The following is a 15,757-nucleotide window of genomic DNA, read 5'->3' as shown; positions in this document are numbered from 1 at the left end:
CGGTTACAACCTTAACGGAAATTACTGTTCCCCGGAGGCGGTCCTTATGAGCTTGTTCGACAAAAAATATATTGTATCTCAATCGGATGCACTACCCGGAAGAAATACACCCATGCCGGTTGCAACGCTCAATGTTGTGACGGAACACTCAATGACCCACGTGCCGGAAGGCATGGAGGTCGCGCTGTTTGCGATGGGCTGTTTCTGGGGCGTAGAGCGGCTGTACTGGCAGCTTCCCGGCGTTTACAGCACCGCGGCAGGCTACACCGGGGGCTATACGCCGAACCCGACATACCGCGAAGTCTGCAGCGGACAGACCGGACACGCCGAGGCCGTACGCGTCGTGTATGATCCGGCGGTCATTAGCTATGGCGAACTGCTCAAAGTGTTCTGGGAGAATCATGACCCGGCTCAGGGTATGCGTCAGGGCAATGACCACGGTACGCAGTATCGTTCAGCTATCTATCCGTTGACCCCAGAGCAGGAACAGGAAGCGCACGCCAGCCTGCAGCAGTTCCAGGAAGCCATGCGCAGCGCGGGTGACGCACGCGACATCACTACCGAAATCGCCATCGCGAAACCGTTCTACTACGCGGAAGATGAACACCAGCAGTATCTACACAAAAACCCGTACGGCTACTGCGGCATCGGCGGGATAGGCGTGTGCCTGCCGCCACAGGCCTGAAAAATTAACGAGAGACCGAGACGCGCGCAGCGTGGCGCGTGGCGTGCGTCACGCTGCCCAAATCATACACTTTCCCTTGCAGCAGCAGGTTAAACACCGGGGCATTGGGGCGGTTTAGCCGCGTTTGCAAAAGATGGACAGCCTCGATACCCAGCGCCCGGCAGGGAATGGCGATACCCGTGGTTTCATTACGCATTGGCGCGTCGAGTTCCCAGACATAGGTGGTCATCAGGGAGATATCCTGCGGCACCCGCACGCCCCGTTTTTGCAGCACGTGATAGATACCCACGGACATCGGCAGCCCCGCGCAAAAAACCACTTCCGGCCATGCCGACGGCGGCGTTGAAGCAAACCAGTCTGCAAAGGCCCGCTCGGTTTCCTCTTCAGAGAAGCCCTCGGTCACCAGCAGATCGCGCTGGGCATCGAACGGCAGCTGGTACTGTCGATAAACCTCTTTAATCCCCTCCAGCCGCCAGTACATCGTCTCCCGCCGCAGGCTGGTGACGTTCAAAATCCGCCGATGGCCTTGTTCAAACAGATAGTTCGCCGCGCTGTAGCCAATCGCCCGATGATCTGGCGAGACGGAATCCAACAGTCCTTCTTTATCACGTGAGTTAATCAGCACGCACGGCTTATCCAACGACTGCGCCAGCTTGTGGATGGTCGGATCATCAATACCAATAATAATGATGGCGTTGATATTCTTGTGGCCGGCCTTTTCCAGAAACACTTTGATATCAGCGCGTTGTTCATCCAGCCCGCAGTAGCTGACGTACACATCGTGCGGTGCCACCGCTTCCGCGATGCCGCGCGTCACTTCCAGATAGTAGGTATCCCCCTGGGCGATAAACGTGCGCTGCGGTGCGAATACGGCGATGCCGTTGATGAGCAGGCGACCGCTCGCCAAATCATCCAGCACGCCAAGCTGACGCGCGCAGCTGACGATCGCCTCGCGCGCCTTATCGCTGGTATATGACTTGCCGCTTAACACCCGTGATACGGTACTGACGGAGTAGCCGGTTCGGGCGGCAATTTCATCCATTTTGAGCTTGCCAGACATAGTGTGACCTCTGTCGCAATCATCTTTTGCAAATTTTTGCAGATGCAGTTCGATGATTTTAAAACCTATTTTTATTTTTCCGCGCAAATTCCTTTCCTGGCTGCGAGCATTCTCACAAATTCCATTTGTCCCCCCTCACCTCCTTCCCTATTTTCAGATTTCAGTCATTTCTATTACGTTAAGGTGCGACATGGATAAGGTGCGTTTTGGCATTATCGGCGTAGGCAATATCGGAACCGTTCACGCCCGATACCTGCTGGCGGGTACGGTAAAAGAGGCCTGCCTGACGGCAGTGTGTGACAACAATCCCGACAAACATTCCGCCATTCGCCAGCTGGTTGGCAATGACGTGGCTCTCTTCAGCGACGCCGAAGAGATGCTGAAAAGCGGGCTGATTGACGCGGTCATCGTCTCCACGCCGCACTATGACCATCCAGGTCTCTCCATGCTAGCCATGCGTCACGGCATTCATACCCTGTGCGAGAAACCGGCTGGCGTCTACACCGCGCAGGTGCGCGAAATGAACGAATTCGCCCGCGGCTGCAACGTGGTGTTCGGCATGATGTTTAACCAACGCCCTAACCCGCTGTATCAGAAAGTGAAAGATCTGATCGACAGCGGTGAGCTGGGCGAACTGCGTCGCTCCAACTGGATCATCACCAACTGGTATCGTTCGCAGAGCTACTACAACTCCGGCGGCTGGCGCGCCACCTGGAAGGGCGAAGGCGGCGGGGTGCTGCTGAACCAGGACCCGCACCAGCTGGATTTATGGCAGTGGTTGGTGGGTATGCCGGTGCGGATGCGCGCTTTCTGCCAGTTCGGTAAGCATCGCGATATCGAAGTGGAAAACGAGGTCACCGCCTATGCCGAGTATGCCAACGGTGCGACCGGCGTCTTTATTACCACCACCGCCGAAGCACCGGGCACTAACCGTCTGGAGATCGCCGGCGATCGCGGCAAAGTGGTGGTGGAAGATGGCAAGCTGCGCTTCTGGCGGCTGCGCGAATCGGAAACCGAATTTAATGCCCGCTGGGAGAACGGCTTTGGTGAACCGGAGTGCTGGGAGGTGACCATTCCGGTTGCGCCGGAGTGTAGCGATCACCATGTCATCACCGCCAACTTCGCCGCCGCGGTGCTGCACGGCACACCGCTACTGGCCCCGGGTGCCGAGGGCATTCACGGCCTGACGCTGTCAAACGCCATGCACCTCTCCACGTGGACCGATGACTGGGTTGACCTGCCGTTCGACGAAGCGCTGTTTAAAAAGCTGCTCGATGAGCGCATCGCCACCTCCATTGATAAACAGGTGGTCAGTAAAACGCTCGATGCCTCCGGCACCTGGTAATCCACAGCAGGAGAACACCATGTTACGCATTGCGATTGTGGGAACCGGCAACATCTCCCACAGCCATATTCAGGGCTATCAGGAATTTGCCGACCGCTGCCAGATTGTGGCGCTGGTCGATATTTACCCGGAAAAGGCGCAGGAAAAGAAAACACGCTACGGGCTGAGTCACGCCACCGTGTTCAGCAGCCATCAGGCGCTGCTGGAGTCCGGCCTTGAGGTGGATATCGTCGACGTCTGCACCCCGCCCTACGTACACGCCGAAATCAGCATTGACGCGCTCAACGCCGGCAAGCACGTGCTGTGCGAAAAGCCGATGGCGGCCTCGCTGGAAGAGTGTGACGCGATGATCGCCGCCCAGCGTGCCAGCGGCAAAATTCTCTCCATCATCGCCCAGAACCGCTTTACCGACGCCTTCTGGCGCTTAAAGCAGGTTGTCGATTCCGGCGAACTGGGCAAAATCTGCCACGCGCAGGTGGACTCGTTCTGGTGGCGCGGCCACTGCTACTACGACCTGTGGTGGCGCGGGACGTGGGAGAAAGAGGGCGGCGGCTGCACGCTTAACCATGCGGTGCACCACATTGACGCCATCCAGTGGATGCTCGGCTTCCCGAAAGAGGTGGTGGCAATGATGACTAACGTCGCCCACGATAACGCCGAAGTGGAAGATCTTTCCGCCGCCATTTTCCGCTACGACAGCGGCGCGCTGACGCAATTGACCGCCTCGGTAGTCCATCACGGTGAAGACCAGAAAATCGTGATTCAGGGCGATAAAGCGCGCATCTCCGCACCTTGGGACGTGTGGGCCAGCGTCTCTGCCGACAACGGCTTCCCGCAAGAACAGCACGATAGCGAACGTGAGGCGCGGCTGGATGCGCTGTTCCGCCATACGCCGCCGCTGAAATACACGCTACACGCCGGGCAGATTCACGACCTGCTCAACGCCGTTGAACAGCACGGTGAACCGCTGATTGATGGCGTGCAGGGCAAACGCTCGCTGGAGCTGATTACCGCAATTTATCAATCGTCAATGACCGGACGGGTAGTGACGCTTCCCGTCAGCCCGAATGAGCCCTGGTACAAAACCGGCGGCCTGGTTTCCCTCGCCCCGCACTTCTATGAGAAGGCCGCCTCGGTGGAGAACTTCTCGGAAGTGGGCGCAATTCCGTTGGGTAAAAATTTGGATAAAGGAGCATAAGCATGAGCATCAAAGACGGTATGAACTACGCCCCGGTGGGTAAACCGCAACCGGTCGTCGGCGAGGGCGAGTTTATTATTGCCGCCGCCGCGTTGGACCACGGTCATATCTATGGCATGTGCAACGGCCTGATTGAAGCTGGGGCGACGCTGAAATGGGTTTATGACCCCGATCCAGCCAAAGTCGACAAGTTCGTCCAGCAGTATCCGCAGGCGCAGATTGCGCCGTCGCTGGAAACCATACTCAACGACAGCAGCGTGCAGCTGGTCGCGGGTGCCGCCGTGCCTTCTGAGCGCTGTGCGTTGGGGCTGAAGGTGATGGACGCAGGTAAAGATTACTTCACCGATAAAGCGCCGCTGACCACGCTGGCGCAGCTGGAGGCCGCTAAACGTAAGGTGGCGGCAACCGGGCGCAAATACGCGGTTTATTACAGCGAACGTCTGCACGTTGAAAGCGCCGTGTTCGCCGGGCAACTGGTGCAGCAAGGCGCAATTGGCCGCGTAATGCAGACGCTCGGCGTCGGCCCGCACCGCGAAGGCGAAGGTCGCCCGGGCTGGTTCTACGAGAAGGAATTCTTCGGCGGCATCCTGTGCGATATCGGCAGCCATCAGATTGAACAGTTCCTGTTTTACACCGGCAACGCTGACGCGCGCATCGTGGCAAGCCAGGTACGCAACGTTAACCATCCGCAGTATCCGCAGTTCGAAGATTTCGGCGACGCGATGCTGGCCGGGGAGAACGGCGCGACCGGCTACTTCCGCTGCGACTGGTTTACCCCGGATGGCCTCTCCAGCTGGGGCGACGGTCGCCTGACCCTGCTCGGCACCGACGGTTATATCGAAATCCGCAAATACGTCGATATCACTCGCGGCGAGCAGGACGTGGTGTACCTGGTCAACAAAGAGGGCGAGTTCCGCTATCCGGTCGCCGGTCAGGTGGGCTTCCCGTACTTCGGCCAGCTGATTCTGGACTGCCTGAACCGTACGGAAAACGCCATGACCCAGGCTCACACCTTTAAAGCCGCCGAACTGTGCGTGAAAGCGCAGATGCTGGCGAACGCGGTGGAATAACAGGAGGCGGCGATGAAAACACGTCAGGCGGCAATTATCGGCTGCGGCGCCATTCACACCTGCCATGTGGACGCGCTGCGTCATGTACCGGGCGCGGTCCTGCGAGCCGTCGTCGATATCGATAGCGAAAAGGGCAGCCGGCTCGCTGCCGACTATGGCTGTGATTTTTATCAGGACTATCGCGAGATGCTGCTGGATGACGCCATTGACGTGGTGCATATCTGTACGCCGCATTACCTGCATAAGCCGATGATCCTTGCCGCGCTCGCGGCAGGGAAGCAGGTGTTCTGCGAGAAGCCGGTGGTCATGAACCCACAGGAGGTAGACGAAATTCAGGCTGCCGCCGCGCTTGCCCAACGTCACGTTGGCGTTTGCTATCAGAACCGCCTCAACCCGACCAGTCTGGCGATTCAGCGCTGCATCGAGGCGGGCTCGCTTGGCACAATGCACGCCATAAAAGCGGTGCTCACCTGGTCACGTTCCGGCAACTACTATGCCGCAAGCCCGTGGCGCGGCAATTTCGCCACAGAGGGTGGCAGCCTGTTGATCAACCAGGCCATTCATACCCTGGACCTGATGCAGTGGTTTGGCGAGGGCGTTCGTCGTCTTAAAGGGGTTGTCGACAGCACCCTGCTGGCCGACGAAATCGAGACTGAAGACAGCGCGATGGTCACGTTGTGCTTTAACAACGGCGCGCGCGGCCTGTTTTATGCCAGTAACTGCTATGCCAGCGACTCCCCGCTGCTGCTGGAAATTGAGTTCGAACGCGGCATGCTGCGGCTGCATGACAACGCGCTGTGGCAAATTTGCGGCGATGAACGCGTTCTGCTGGCCAGCGACGCCTCGCCAGACGGCGTGGGTAAAAGCTATTGGGGCATCGGTCATCAGCAAGCCGTACTGCATTTTTACCAGGCGTTAGACAACGCCGCAACCGCCAGCTTTTGCGATATTCGCGAAGCAGCAAAATCATTACAGATGGTTAATACCATTTACCAATCGTCACTATTGAGGAAATGGGTGAATATAACCGAGTGATCGTCATCCGATTTTTCCTGCTGTCAATATTATAAGGTGCAGAGGTGACTCTGCACCGACACCCTACCAGTACAGGAATAATAATATTATGGTGAAACCAACCGAACGTCGCGTTGGCTATGGCATTGCTATTGGCTACGGAGTCACTGATTTATTTGGCGGCGGCGCCTTTGCCGTTATCGGAACATGGCTTTTATTTTTTTACACTACCTATTGCGGTTTATCCGTATTAGAAGCCGGTTCAATATTTGCCATCGCCCGTATTATCGACGCCATTTTAAGCCCGGTAATGGGATACATTACTGATAACTTTGGTAATACCTGGCTTGGCCGTAAATTTGGCCGCCGCCGTTTCTTCTTGTTGATTAGTTCTCCGCTGATGTTTCTCTACGCGCTCGTCTGGCTGACCGATATGAACTATTGGTACTACCTGGGCACCTACCTCTCCATCGAACTGCTGTCAGCGATGGTGCTGGTTCCCTGGGAGACGCTGGCGGCTGAAATGACCAACCGCTTCAGCGAGCGGACGCGGCTTTCCGGCGTACGCATGATGTGTTCCGCCCTCGGCGGTTTTCTGGCAGTCTCCGTCCCCGGAATTATTATGCAATATACCGGCAAGGATAATTCCTTTACCTACACCCTGACCGGGATTGTTTTTGCTGTTATTTATTGCGTCGCGATATTTACCACCTGGGCCTGCACCTGGGAAGCCAAAGACGTTCGCGAAGAGTATGAATTTCAGCCCGATAACCAACGCAGCAGCGGTCTTTTAAACCATTTAAAATATCTGGTTATCGATCTTATATCCTCATTCAAAATCAGAATATTTCGTCAACATATTTTAATTTATATTTGTTCTTTCACCGCCATGGATGTCTTTGGCTCGGTATTTACCTATTACGTGGTTTATGCTCTGCACCACGACGCCGAAATGGTTTCCGGTTTATTAAGTATTGCCGCTTTTGTCTCTATTCCCGGTACTTTCGGTTTTATGATGCTGATGAATAAATTCAACCTCACCCCCTCCGGGGCGCTACGGCTCTCCTATGGCAGTATTCTGCTGGTGCTGGCGTTTCTGTTTACCGTCTATATCGGTAATTTCCAGGTCCCGACGCTGCTGTTTTCTTCGGTCTTTGTCCTACTGGGCCTCGCCAAAGCCGGGCTGTATTACATCCCGTGGAACATCTACAGCTTCATTCCGGACGTTGATGAAATCGTCACGCGCCAGCGTCGCGAGGGCATTTTCGCGGGCGTGATGGTCCTGACCCGCAAAAGCACCGTCGCATTAGCGATTATGCTGATTGGCATCGTGCTCGAAGAGAGTGGCTTCGTCAAAGGCGGCGGCGCGCAGCCGGCCAGCGCCCTGCACGCGATTATTGGCCTGATGATTTTCGCCACCGCCGGGCTACTGGCTATCAGTTTCTACATCACCTACCGCTTTAAGCTGACGCAGAAAACTCACAGCCTGTTGGTTAAAGAAGTGGCCCGCCGTAAGCTTGGCGGCAACGCCGAAGACTGCGACGAGGAGACCCGTGATGTCATCCGCGCGCTGACGGGCTATGCCTATAATGAGGTCTGGGATGCGACACCGAAGCGTCGCGCAAAAACCACACCGTTACCGACTAACGGTTAACCTCTGGCAGCTTTACAGTCCCTTACGCTATACTAACCCCTGAAATTGCCGGCCCAACGCCTTCGGGCCGGTTTTCAATGTGTATTTCACACGGATTTATCAACTTCCCTTCCGAGGATCTGGCCCCACGGGTTAGATAAGATATGTTAAACAGTATATTCATCATACTTTGCCTGATCGCCGTCAGTGCGTTCTTCTCAATATCTGAGATTTCACTTGCCGCATCGCGCAAAATCAAACTGAAACTGCTTGCCGATGAAGGCAACATCAACGCCCAACGCGTGCTGAAAATGCAGGAAAACCCGGGGATGTTCTTCACCGTGGTGCAAATTGGCCTCAACGCGGTTGCCATTCTCGGCGGTATCGTCGGCGACGCGGCGTTCTCTCCGGCGTTTCACTCGCTGTTCTCCAACTATATGTCAGCGGAACTCTCCGAGCAGTTGAGCTTTATTCTCTCCTTCTCGCTGGTCACCGGCCTGTTTATCCTGTTTGCGGACTTAACTCCGAAACGCATCGGTATGATTGCGCCTGAAGTGGTGGCTTTGCGTATCATCAACCCGATGCGCTTCTGCCTGCTGGTCTTCCGGCCGCTGGTGTGGTTCTTCAACGGCATGGCTAACATCATTTTCCGTATCTTCAAGCTGCCGATGGTGCGTAAAGACGACATTACCTCCGACGATATCTACGCGGTGGTGGAAGCCGGGGCGCTGGCGGGCGTGCTGCGTAAACAAGAGCACGAGCTTATTGAAAACGTTTTTGAGCTGGAGTCCCGTACCGTGCCGTCATCAATGACGCCGCGTGAAAACGTCATCTGGTTCGATCTGCATGAAGACGAGCAGAGCCTGAAAAACAAAGTGGCCGAGCATCCGCACTCCAAGTTCCTGGTGTGTAACGAAGATATCGACCACATCATCGGCTACGTCGATTCCAAAGACCTGCTGAACCGCGTACTGGCCAACCAGAGCATGGCGCTGAACAGCGGCGTGCAGATTCGTAACACGCTGATCGTGCCGGATACGCTGACGCTGTCCGAAGCGCTGGAAAGCTTTAAAACCGCCGGTGAAGACTTCGCCGTGATCATGAACGAGTACGCGTTGGTGGTGGGGATTATCACCCTCAACGACGTGATGACCACCCTGATGGGCGACCTGGTCGGCCAGGGGCTGGAAGAGCAGATTGTCGCCCGTGACGAGAACTCCTGGCTGATTGACGGCGGTACGCCGATCGATGATGTCATGCGCGTACTGGATATCGACGATTTCCCGCAGTCGGATAACTATGAAACCATCGGCGGTTTCATGATGTTTATGCTGCGAAAAATCCCGAAACGCACCGACTCGGTGAAGTTCTCCGGCTATAAATTTGAAGTGGTGGATATCGATAACTACCGTATCGATCAGCTGCTGGTGACCCGCATCGACAACAAACCCACGGTGCTGGTACCGAAGCAGACAGAAATCGCCGAACGCGAACAGGGCGCCGCCTGATCCCCTTGCTGGGCTACGCCTGTAGCCCGGCAAATCCCCCTTCCCCGCAGAATGTGAAGCGGCTCACGCCCATCTCGCCGTAGCAGATTAGTACTGGTCGATAGCGGAACATTTATGACTCCCCGTGGCGCGAAACGGTAACGTTGCTCGCGTCTCTACAACAAGATTCCTGGAAAAGGAAACGAGGGTATCATGAATAAAAATTACTCTATGAGCTGCCTGTTCTTCCTGTTTTTCTTTATCGGCTGGGGCTGCTGCTACCCCTATCTGTCGTTGTGGCTGACCGAAACCATCGGTATCAGCTATACCGACGTAGGTCTGGTTTATTCGTTTACCGCCATCATCGCGGTGTGCGTGCAGCCGCTGTTCGGTTTTATCTCCGACAAGCTGGTCTACCGTAAACATCTGATGTGGATGCTGGCCATCATCATCACGCTGTTTGCCCCCTGGTGGATCTACGTTTTCGCCCCGCTGCTGAAATACAACGTTATTCTCGGCGCGCTGGCGGGCGGAGTGTACATCGGCATGGCCTACGGCGCGGGCTGCGGTATCTGTGAAGCCTATATAGATAAAGTCAGCCGCGCCTCCGGCTTCGAGTTTGGCCGCGCGCGCATGTTTGGCGGTATTGGCGCCGCCATCGGCACCTTTGCCGCCGGCAAGCTCTACGGTATCGACCAGAACATGATTTTCTGGCTGGCCAGCGCCGCTGGCGTCTGCCTGCTGCTGATCGTCTGGAAAACCCAGGTGGATACCTCCAGCACAGCCGGTCAACAGCAAATGAAAACCACCCCCGTCACCTTTCACGACGCGGTGGCGCTGCTGAAGCTGAAAAAGTTCTGGTTCTTCGCCATCTATACGATCGGCGTCGGCGCGGTCTATGAAACCTACGACCAGCAGTTTGCCATCTACTACAGCCACTTCTTTGAGAGTAAAGCGCGCGGTGCGGAAGTCTTCGGCTACCTCACCACCGGGCAGATCTTCCTCGATGCGGTAGTGATGTTCTTTGCCCCGTGGTTCGTCAACAAAATCGGCCCGAAAAACGCCCTGCTGTACTGCGGCATGATCATGAGCCTGCGCATCATCGGCTCGGCCTGGGCGGTTGGCCCGGTCTCCATCAGCCTGATCAAACTGCTGCACGGCTTCGAAAGTTCGGTGCTGCTGGTGGCCGCGCTGAAGTATATCGCCGCCAACTTCAATCCGCTGCTTTCCGCCACCGTTTATCTGATTGGCTTCCAGTTCGCCAAGAGCTTTAGCTCGATTTTCCTCTCCACCGGGATTGGCCATATGTACCAGAGCATGGGTTTCACCAGCAGCTACATCGTGCTGGGCGGCATCGCCCTGTGCTTCACCCTGCTCTCCTTTATCACATTGGATAAGGCGCGATTTTTCGCCCCGCAGACCGCAACCACACACTAATGACACGAGGTAACCGCATGTCTGATTTATATTACGGTGTCGCTTATTACGACGAATATATGCCGGAGGATCGCCTTGCTCAGGACATCGCGTTAATGCGCGAGACAGGCATCAACGTGGTGCGCATCGCGGAATCTACCTGGAGTACGCTGGAGCCGCAGGAAGGCGAATACCATTTCTACCACATCGACCGCGTGCTGAACGCCATGCACCAGGCGGGGATCGCGGTGATTATCGGTACACCGACCTACGCGGTACCGGCATGGCTGGTGGCGAAGCACCCTGACATTCTGGTGACCACCGCCGAAGGCCAGCAAAAGTACGGCCCGCGGCAGATTATGGACATCGTGAACCCCACTTTTCGCCGCTATGCAGAGAACATAATCCGCACGTTGATGGCCCATGTGCAGAATCATCCGGCGATTATCGGCTGGCAGTTGGATAACGAAACCAAGCACTACGACAACGTCGGGCGCTATATGCAGGAAGGCTTTGTGCGCAGCTTGCAGGAAAAATATCCCAGCCTCGATCGGTTGAACCACGACTTCGGGCTCGACTACTGGAGCAACCGCATCGACAGCTGGGATGATTTCCCGCCGGTAGAAAACACCATCAATGCCAGCCTCGCCTGCGCTTTCTCGCGCTATCAGCGCCAGCAGGTCACGGAGTATCTGGCGTGGCAGGCGGAGATCGTGCGCGAGTACGCGCAACCGCACCAGTTCGTCACCCACAACTTTGATTTCGAATGGCGCGGCTATTCGTTTGGCGTCCAGCCGCGCGTGGACCACTTCGCTGCGGCCAAAGCGCTGGATATTGCCGGGGTCGATATTTATCACCCCAGCCAGAAGCATTTAACCGGACGAGAAATTGCCTTTGGCGGCGCCATTACCCGCGCGCTAAAAGGCGGCAATAACTACTTCGTGCTGGAAACCCAGGCGCAAGGCTTTGCCCAGTGGACGCCATTCCCCGGCCAGTTGCGGCTCCAGGCTTTTAGCCACGTGGCGTCGGGCGCGGCGATGGTCTCGTACTGGCACTGGCACTCTATCCACAATTCATTTGAAACCTACTGGAAGGGGCTGCTGAGCCATGACTTTTCCCGCAACGCGACCTGGCAGGAAGCGACCACCATCGGCGCTGATTTCGCCCGACTGTCGCCTCAGCTAGCCGGGCTGCGCGCGGAAAACGACGTGGCGCTGCTGATTAACAATGAAGCCATGGATGCGCTCAATCAGTTCCGCCCCGGCGACGCGCAGGGCAACGTCTATAACGATATCTTCCGCCGCTTCCACGATGCGCTGTATGACCACAATATCGCGCTGGATATCATCAACGACGTCACCGAGGAGACGTCGCGCTATAAAACATTGATCGTACCCGGCCTGTACGCCGCCGATGACGGTCTGCTCACGCGGATTAACCGCTACGTTGAGCAAGGAGGACGGGCGCTGATTGGCTTTAAGTCCGGCTTCAGCGATGAAAACGTGAAGGTGCGCAGCAGCGTGCAGCCGGGCATTCTGCACAGCGCATGTGGCGTCACCTACAGCCAGTTCACCCTGCCGGAGGACGTGACCGTTGCCGCCTGTACTTCAGCCCTGGACTGCCGCGAACACAACGCCGCCGAGCTGTGGATGGAGCTGCTAACGCCTGCGCCGGGTACCCGCACGCTGCTGCGCTATCAGCATCCGGCCTGGCGCGAGTATGCGGCGGCGACCGAAGCGGACTACGGCAAAGGCCGGGCGCTGTACGTTGGCTTCCTGCCGCAAAAGACGCTGATTAGCCAGCTGTTTGACACCCTGACCGATGGGCTGGAACTCCGTTCGCGCACGTCGGCCTACCGCTATCCGTTAATTACCAGGACCCTGCGTAACCGCGACGGCAAACGCATTCACTTCCTGTTTAACTACAGCGGCGATAGTCAGGAGATGCTCGCCGAAACCAGCGGCACCGAGCTGCTAAGCGGTAAATCGGTGACGCTCGGCGAGCCATTGCGTCTCAGAGGCTGGGAATTTAGTATCATCGAAAGTTAACGGCAACGGGCGGAGGAGTTATGGAGTTAGATATCAATGCGCTTTTGCACTTCTCACCATTGATAAAAACCTTCACCTTCAACGCCTGGGTCGTCGCCGGCTTTACGCCGATTACTCGCGGTTCAAAGCTCGACTATTACATCAACCGCCCGCAGGGGATGAAGGGTTATATTATCAACCTGACCCTGCGCGGCCAGGCGCGCGCGAAAGCGGGAGAAGGGTCGCTGCTGTTTGGCGAAAACGAACTGCTGCTGTTCCCCCCTGGCGTGCCACACCACTACGGGCGCGATGAGCACAGCGAACATTGGGACCACCTGTGGATCTACTTTATTCCACGTCCTTACTGGGTCGACTGGCTGAAGTGGGACCACACGACCCATAGTATTGGCAAAACCACGGTGAACGATCCCCAGCAGCAGCAGGCGCTACGCGATCTTTTTTATGAGGTTATCCATCACCACAACGATACCGCCCCGCTCGCCGAAGCGCTGGCGATGAACGCGCTTGAGAGGCTTATTTTGAGCTGCTTCCAGCTACAGCCGATCAGCAACCGCCACGCCCACGACCCGCGCATCAACGCCATCTGTGATTACCTGAACGAAAATATTGCCCAGGAGATGAAAATTGAGACGCTGGCAGCGATGGTTTTCCTGTCGCCTTCCAGACTGGCGCACCTGTTTAAGAATGAGTTAGGGCAGACCATCTACGCCTGGCGCGAGATGCAGCGGGTGAATCGGGCAAAGTGGCTACTGCAGACCACCACGCTGCCGCTGAATAAAGTAGCGCTGTCGGTCGGCTATAGCGACCCGGTCTATTTCACGAAGGTGTTCCGCAAACACAACGGCATTCCGCCGGGGGAGTACCGCAAGCGCTATGCGGCGATGAAGGGCTAAAAACATCAACGGCTCACATAAGGAGCCGTTTTTAATTCTACCGCGTGGTATCTACGTTAGGCCATTTCGGTCTGAAGACGCAGTACGTGACGGTTTACTTCAGACATCACAGAAAGGTGCTGGATGTCTCTAACTTTTGGGATAAGAATTTTACCCTTATCAAATTCAAAAGCGCCAACGTCCTTGATATACAACCGTCCACGAAACAGGGTCTTAACATACTTCGCAACCTGAAGCGGGTTGTAGCGTTGGAAAATTTTCATTCTAATCTCCTGCGAGTACTACGCCCTAGTTGATCCACATTTGGCTTCAACGCTCCGGGGCGCAAAGTGAAGTACTCGTTAACTATAGTCCATAACAACAGAGGTCCTCTATCATAGAGGTCCTAATTTACTTTTTTATTACAATAATTCAGAACATTCTTTTCAGCTATACGACGAAGACAGTATAAGGCTTCATTTTCATGAGATTGTGTGCGTTCCTCCACAAACTGGCACCGCCTTTGCGGGAAAACTCCATTAATCGCACTTATGATTAAAAGCATCGGCCAAGTGGTCGGATCACCTGCACATAAAAAGGAAAAACCATGACCCTACGTACGCTTCTGGCGGTTTCATGCCTGTTAATGCCGTTAATGGCAACCGCCCACAATTTCACAAATGGACAACGCGTGGCCCCCGTCGGCGTAGCCGATCGCGGTGAACTCATACTTGATAAGGATAAGTTTAGCTATAAAAGCTGGAATAGCGCGCAGCTCCCGGGCAAAGTACGCGTGGTGCAGCATATTGCCGGACGCTCATCGGCAAAAGAGAAAAACGCCTCGTTGATTGAAGCCATTAAAGCCGCCAATCTGCCGCACGATCGCTACCAGACCACCACCATCGTGAACACCGATGACGCCATTCCGGGTTCATCAATGTTTGTGCGCAGCAGCATTGAAAGCAATAAGAAGCTGTTCCCGTGGTCGCAGTTTGTCGTTGATAGCGACGGCGTAGTGCGCAAAGCCTGGCAGCTTGATGAAGGCAGTTCAGCGATTGTGGTGCTGGATAAAGACGGCCGCGTGCAATGGGCAAAAGACGGTGGCCTGACGGCGGCAGAAGTGCAGCAGGTCGTCGCCCTGCTGCACAAGCTGTTGAATTAAAAAATCGAAACGCGGAAGCCGGGGTTAAGGAACGATTCGCGCGGGGTGTAATCCAACGTTTTACCCTGCCAGTCGTTGACGTGCGCGCCGGCAGCGGCGGCGACAGCGTGTCCCGCCGCGGTATCCCAGATGTTGGTTGGCCCGAAGCGCGGGTAAAGCTGCGCTTCGCCTTCCGCCACCAGGCAGAACTTCAGCGACGAACCAATCGACGCCGTATCATGCTCGCCTAACTGTTGCAGATACTCTTTCAGCTCGTCATCGTTGGCATAGTGCGAACGACTGACCACCACTTTCGGCGGATTAGCGTCGCGCACCTGAATTTGCTTACGCACGCCGCACTCTTCTTTCCACGCCTTGCCGTTAGCGGCGCTATACATCACCTTCAACACCGGCGCGTAGACCACGCCCAGCACCGCTTTACCGTTCTCAATTAGCGCGATGTTAACGGTGAATTCACCGTTGCGTTTGATGAACTCCTTGGTGCCGTCCAGCGGGTCCACCAGCCAGTAGCGCTGCCAGTGCTGACGCACCTCCCAGCCCGGCGGATCTTCTTCGGAGAGAATCGGGATTTCCGGCGTCATCGCCTTCAGACCGTTGATAATCACATGATGAGCGGCGATGTCGGCCGCGGTGACCGGCGAATCATCTTGCTTGCTGGCGATGTCTAACGGCTGCTTGCCATCGTACACGTCCATGATGGCATCGCCCGCATCGCGCGCAAGCTGACAGACTTGTTCTAACATTTTCCACCTCGTTAAAATTACAGT

At 55.9% G+C, this 15,757-nt stretch carries 14 protein-coding genes; 11 read left to right on the top strand and 3 right to left on the bottom strand.

Going from position 1 to position 15,757, the window contains the following annotated elements; genetic code table 11:
* Positions 1-46 precede the first annotated feature (46 nt).
* On the top strand, positions 47-685 hold the full coding sequence (gene msrA, locus M989_RS16235; protein ID WP_064546937.1) for a peptide-methionine (S)-S-oxide reductase MsrA: 639 nt from the start codon (positions 47-49) through the stop codon (positions 683-685).
* Positions 686-689: 4 nt separating this feature from the next.
* On the opposite strand, the gene M989_RS16230 is transcribed toward msrA, so the two are convergent.
* Positions 690-1,745 (bottom strand): LacI family DNA-binding transcriptional regulator, encoded by a 1,056-nt coding sequence (locus M989_RS16230; RefSeq protein WP_064547042.1) that lies wholly within the window; start codon positions 1,743-1,745, stop codon positions 690-692.
* A 190-nt stretch (positions 1,746-1,935) separates the two neighbouring features.
* Here M989_RS16230 and M989_RS16225 point away from each other — a divergent pair, with 190 nt between their 5' ends.
* From M989_RS16225 to araC, 9 genes are all read left to right on the top strand, one after another.
* Complete coding sequence (locus M989_RS16225; protein ID WP_064546935.1) at positions 1,936-3,090, top strand: Gfo/Idh/MocA family protein; 1,155 nt, start codon at positions 1,936-1,938, stop codon at positions 3,088-3,090.
* A 19-nt stretch (positions 3,091-3,109) separates the two neighbouring features.
* Positions 3,110-4,288 carry a Gfo/Idh/MocA family protein gene (locus M989_RS16220; RefSeq protein ID WP_064546933.1) on the top strand — a complete coding sequence of 393 codons (1,179 nt, stop codon included), beginning with the start codon at positions 3,110-3,112 and terminating at the stop codon, positions 4,286-4,288.
* Positions 4,289-4,290: 2 nt separating this feature from the next.
* Positions 4,291-5,358: a Gfo/Idh/MocA family protein gene (locus M989_RS16215; protein ID WP_064546931.1), complete on the top strand. Its 1,068-nt coding sequence runs from the start codon at positions 4,291-4,293 to the stop codon at positions 5,356-5,358.
* A gap of 12 nt (positions 5,359-5,370) precedes the next feature.
* Entirely contained in the window at positions 5,371-6,393 is a 1,023-nt protein-coding gene (locus tag M989_RS16210) for a Gfo/Idh/MocA family protein (RefSeq protein WP_064546929.1), read from the top strand.
* An 88-nt stretch (positions 6,394-6,481) separates the two neighbouring features.
* Complete coding sequence (locus M989_RS16205) at positions 6,482-8,026, top strand: MFS transporter (RefSeq protein ID WP_064546927.1); 1,545 nt, start codon at positions 6,482-6,484, stop codon at positions 8,024-8,026.
* Between the two features lie 143 nt (positions 8,027-8,169).
* Positions 8,170-9,513 carry a polyamine export protein PaeA gene (gene paeA / locus M989_RS16200; protein WP_064546925.1) on the top strand — a complete coding sequence of 448 codons (1,344 nt, stop codon included), beginning with the start codon at positions 8,170-8,172 and terminating at the stop codon, positions 9,511-9,513.
* 192 nt (positions 9,514-9,705) lie between these two features.
* Positions 9,706-10,929, top strand: coding sequence for an oligosaccharide MFS transporter (locus tag M989_RS16195; RefSeq protein WP_064546923.1), 1,224 nt, complete (start codon positions 9,706-9,708; stop codon positions 10,927-10,929).
* A gap of 17 nt (positions 10,930-10,946) precedes the next feature.
* Positions 10,947-12,956: a beta-galactosidase gene (locus M989_RS16190; protein WP_064546922.1), complete on the top strand. Its 2,010-nt coding sequence runs from the start codon at positions 10,947-10,949 to the stop codon at positions 12,954-12,956.
* A gap of 20 nt (positions 12,957-12,976) precedes the next feature.
* On the top strand, positions 12,977-13,849 hold the full coding sequence (gene araC / locus M989_RS16185; protein ID WP_064546920.1) for an arabinose operon transcriptional regulator AraC: 873 nt from the start codon (positions 12,977-12,979) through the stop codon (positions 13,847-13,849).
* A gap of 56 nt (positions 13,850-13,905) precedes the next feature.
* Here araC and M989_RS16180 read toward each other — a convergent pair whose 3' ends face one another.
* Positions 13,906-14,112 (bottom strand): DUF1107 domain-containing protein, encoded by a 207-nt coding sequence (locus M989_RS16180; protein ID WP_064546918.1) that lies wholly within the window; start codon positions 14,110-14,112, stop codon positions 13,906-13,908.
* A 323-nt stretch (positions 14,113-14,435) separates the two neighbouring features.
* Between M989_RS16180 and M989_RS16175 the strand changes: the two genes are divergently transcribed.
* On the top strand, positions 14,436-14,990 hold the full coding sequence (locus tag M989_RS16175; protein ID WP_064546916.1) for a YtfJ family protein: 555 nt from the start codon (positions 14,436-14,438) through the stop codon (positions 14,988-14,990).
* On the opposite strand, the gene cysQ is transcribed toward M989_RS16175, so the two are convergent.
* Complete coding sequence (gene cysQ / locus M989_RS16170; protein ID WP_064546914.1) at positions 14,987-15,733, bottom strand: 3'(2'),5'-bisphosphate nucleotidase CysQ; 747 nt, start codon at positions 15,731-15,733, stop codon at positions 14,987-14,989. The genes M989_RS16175 and cysQ overlap by 4 nt on opposite strands.
* Positions 15,734-15,757: the final 24 nt, after the last annotated feature.

The sequence above is a fragment of the Kluyvera georgiana ATCC 51603 genome (assembly GCF_001654985.1).
Taxonomy (GTDB): Bacteria; Pseudomonadota; Gammaproteobacteria; order Enterobacterales; family Enterobacteriaceae; genus Kluyvera; species Kluyvera georgiana.
This window is presented reverse-complemented; position numbering and strand designations above follow the sequence as displayed.

What these genes read in the sequence shown, in the direction of transcription:
- msrA (WP_064546937.1), top strand. Translation starts at nt 47, where the DNA reads ATGAGCTTGTTCGACAAAAAATATATTGTATCTCAATCGGATGCACTA.
- M989_RS16230 (WP_064547042.1), bottom strand. Translation starts at nt 1,745, where the DNA reads ATGTCTGGCAAGCTCAAAATGGATGAAATTGCCGCCCGAACCGGCTAC.
- M989_RS16225 (WP_064546935.1), top strand. Translation starts at nt 1,936, where the DNA reads ATGGATAAGGTGCGTTTTGGCATTATCGGCGTAGGCAATATCGGAACC.
- M989_RS16220 (WP_064546933.1), top strand. Translation starts at nt 3,110, where the DNA reads ATGTTACGCATTGCGATTGTGGGAACCGGCAACATCTCCCACAGCCAT.
- M989_RS16215 (WP_064546931.1), top strand. Translation starts at nt 4,291, where the DNA reads ATGAGCATCAAAGACGGTATGAACTACGCCCCGGTGGGTAAACCGCAA.
- M989_RS16210 (WP_064546929.1), top strand. Translation starts at nt 5,371, where the DNA reads ATGAAAACACGTCAGGCGGCAATTATCGGCTGCGGCGCCATTCACACC.
- M989_RS16205 (WP_064546927.1), top strand. Translation starts at nt 6,482, where the DNA reads ATGGTGAAACCAACCGAACGTCGCGTTGGCTATGGCATTGCTATTGGC.
- paeA (WP_064546925.1), top strand. Translation starts at nt 8,170, where the DNA reads ATGTTAAACAGTATATTCATCATACTTTGCCTGATCGCCGTCAGTGCG.
- M989_RS16195 (WP_064546923.1), top strand. Translation starts at nt 9,706, where the DNA reads ATGAATAAAAATTACTCTATGAGCTGCCTGTTCTTCCTGTTTTTCTTT.
- M989_RS16190 (WP_064546922.1), top strand. Translation starts at nt 10,947, where the DNA reads ATGTCTGATTTATATTACGGTGTCGCTTATTACGACGAATATATGCCG.
- araC (WP_064546920.1), top strand. Translation starts at nt 12,977, where the DNA reads ATGGAGTTAGATATCAATGCGCTTTTGCACTTCTCACCATTGATAAAA.
- M989_RS16180 (WP_064546918.1), bottom strand. Translation starts at nt 14,112, where the DNA reads ATGAAAATTTTCCAACGCTACAACCCGCTTCAGGTTGCGAAGTATGTT.
- M989_RS16175 (WP_064546916.1), top strand. Translation starts at nt 14,436, where the DNA reads ATGACCCTACGTACGCTTCTGGCGGTTTCATGCCTGTTAATGCCGTTA.
- cysQ (WP_064546914.1), bottom strand. Translation starts at nt 15,733, where the DNA reads ATGTTAGAACAAGTCTGTCAGCTTGCGCGCGATGCGGGCGATGCCATC.